The sequence below is a fragment of the Vibrio phycocola genome (genome assembly GCF_053850235.1).
This window is the reverse complement of the sequence record NZ_JBSQDJ010000026.1, coordinates 1-2,970: the sequence shown is the minus strand read 5'-3', so window position 1 is coordinate 2,970 and position 2,970 is coordinate 1. Positions and strand designations below refer to the sequence as shown.

Annotated in this window: 2 protein-coding genes; both read right to left on the bottom strand. The window is 37.3% G+C overall.

Going from position 1 to position 2,970, the window contains the following annotated elements; all coding sequences use genetic code 11:
• Positions 1-1,128 precede the first annotated feature (1,128 nt).
• Positions 1,129-1,743: a hypothetical protein gene (locus ACWU4D_RS19550; protein ID WP_456053120.1), complete on the bottom strand. Its 615-nt coding sequence runs from the start codon at positions 1,741-1,743 to the stop codon at positions 1,129-1,131.
• 810 nt (positions 1,744-2,553) lie between these two features.
• On the bottom strand, positions 2,554-2,970 hold a 417-nt coding region (locus tag ACWU4D_RS19545; protein WP_456053119.1), incomplete at its 5' end, for a recombinase family protein.

The following is a 2,970-nucleotide window of genomic DNA, read 5'->3' as shown; positions in this document are numbered from 1 at the left end:
GTGATTACGTTTTGTATTACGCTGTAATCAGAAGATTTAGAGTTAAAGCCTAATAGGCTTAAAAGCTTATCAGTTCTGGTACCACCGCTTTGTTGGTCTATTAGATCGACTACGTTTTTAGGTAGTCTAAAAGTGCATTGTACCTTTTCCATTCTTTTCCTGATTACGTTTTGTATTACAGTTGATTACGTGGTGACTTATTTCGTACACACGAAATTCTAATAGTAACTTATTTCGTTCATACGAAAAGTTGTTTCCTAGAGAAGGTTTTGTTTTTGATAAGTGCTACTTAGCTTTAAAAAGATTACACAATGTATCCATAAAGTGTACGTAAAATGTACATAAATCATCGTAAGTGACTGATATTTATGTTTATAAAACTAATAAGTGTACATAAAGTTTACATAAATTATACATAAGTATCGTATTGCATTTAGGAACGCGATTTTTTATAGGCACGTTGTCGAAAGTATACTTTCGAGTGCTTAGGGGCTTCCCCCCTAAAACCCCGATTCCCACACCAGGCAAAAATTAAAAAGACTATTTTCGCCTAGTGTCGGGATTAATTTTTCGATCTCACTATTCATAAACTGAACGTAAAAAACAGGGCTTAACGGTTGAGATTTATCTGAAATGGAAAACCGCAAATACCCCCCTACAAAAGCCCCTCAAAGCGTTGCAAACTTTCAATGTTATTTTGCGGTACTTCCGCTTGGTAAAGGTGTGAAAAGTTGCTTCTGGAGCTTCTGAGAGCGTTAGATGGGGTTTTTTAGACCATTCAAGGGCTATTTAACGTAATGGTGATAGTGCGTATATAAAAATAATGGATTTTATCGTTATTTTGCTTATGGATGTGCAGTACATCATTATTATTTACGGATTTAATAGAAAACAAAAATGTGATCTGTATCACACTTTTGCTTTCATCTACGGTACTTTTAGGGTTCTAAGAGTAATATAAGAGTGTACCAAGCATAAGTTGCACCTCTTAATTGAGGGCCGGTATGTCGCTGTGAGAATCAGTTCCAGACGGGGTGAAAACCTGACGGTCGTTAGGAATAAAGTGGAAACACTGAAGAAGCGCAACTGTTGATTTTTATGGATCGCCTCAGCTTTGCTGGGGCGTTTTCATTTCTGCTCTATTAGTTCTGGCCATTCTTCTTTTATTAGCCGACCAAGAATAATACTGTAGGTTTCTTCTTTGTCTGAGAGATCTAGTTTTGGTGGTTCGTTTGTTCTATTGTGAGCTGTCTCAACAAACATTATTAATTTGCCATTATCTTTTTTTAGTTTGATGATTACGTACATTCCGTAATTTGCTCTTTGCCTATTCTTTTGTTTAAAAAACAAAACCTTACTTTTTTGTCTTCTGCTTTCTTTACAGGACTTGTTACTTAGATGTTGAATAGCTTGAATTAAATATTGGCTATTGTTGTAACGTTCTATATCAAAGACTCGATCTAAGGTTGAACCATCATTGAACGTATCAAAAGATAAAGCTGGAGTTGTTTCACCTTCTCTTCGGCTTCTAGTGAAGCAATGAGGATCGTATCTTACTTCAATATCGATGCTTCCGGAATTTCTATTGCCGTCATCATCTCTATATTTGTATTTATAATTATGAGTTTTATTATCTAGATGTTTTAGGCAATAAATGTTCCCATCTGGAGATATGTATTCTCGATTTATATAGACATCGTTGTTCCATATGTAGCCAGTTCTTTGTTGACGATTTGCGTTCACTAATTGCCTTTTTATAAACATGAAGTTGCATTACTTTACCATGCTTAATAATGATGAGAATAAAAAATGATAATAGGGATGTCGTTATTGCGATCTTTTCTTTTTGGACGTAACCTTATGTCCAGATGTGAAAAAACCCGTCTTGGAGGACGGGTTTTTTCGGAAATACTTACAAGCTTGCCGGCTTTGATAAGTCCTTTCATGATAGACATTTCACGAATCGACTTCAAGTATTCCCTGCACTCTGTTTGGATCAAGATGTTTTGGACAGAGCGACGCGCATCAGCCACCGACCAAGGGAAGTCCGATAGGTGGCAGGTAAAGACACTAATCAAAACTTGCGAATGCACGATAAACCCGCCCTGTTGTAGCTGCTAGATAGGGGGAAGCGGAAAAGGAATAATTGATTAGTGTTGTGTGACTCGGATGGGGGGCGAAAGCCTTTACACACAGCGCAGGGCAGTCCGGAAGGTAAGAGAAAAAACTCAACGGAAAGCGACCAAAATTATGCTTAATTTCACTTGAAATTGGGTAGGGGTCGGCGCAGCCGGAAGGTTGGTTCTTTGGCTCGTTTTTTGGGGGGAAACGTCTTTTTATTTTCACCCAAAAATGAGTAAACAAAGCGTAGCGCGTTAGTTGTTTTTCTATTTTAAATATTGGTTTATACACTCCAAAATAAACTTATTTAGGGTGTTTTTATGTAGTGCAGGATTCGCTATGTGCTGGTATTTGGTACTAAATGTATAGTCACTTTGGCGTTAACTCTATGAATGCGTTTAAAGGTACTCGCAAGATAGGTATCTACTTTGCTTAACGTAAGGTCTTGTCTTTTAGTCTTCGAGTAATTGCTCCTACAGCATTACGAGTCCACTCTTTATCGCGTTGAGTTAGCCAACCTAATTCATTTAATTGAACAGTTATTTCTTGAAGACTGTGCCCATTCACGACCATTTTCATGACAAAGCTATCCATCTCACTTTTGTAAACTTTGTGGCTGATCACTCCATTGACTGGTTTAAGTTCTGGAGCTTGTATTTGTACATTACTTTTTGGTGAGGGCTTTGGCTTTTCTTTTCGATTATTTGGTCTGGGATTTTCTACGGCTAAAAGGCGAGTTTCAATGGCTGATAGACGTTGTTCTAACTCATTGGTGATTACGTTTTGTATTACGCTGTAATCAGAAGATTTAGAGTTAAAGCCTAATAGGCTTAAAAGCTTATCAGTTCT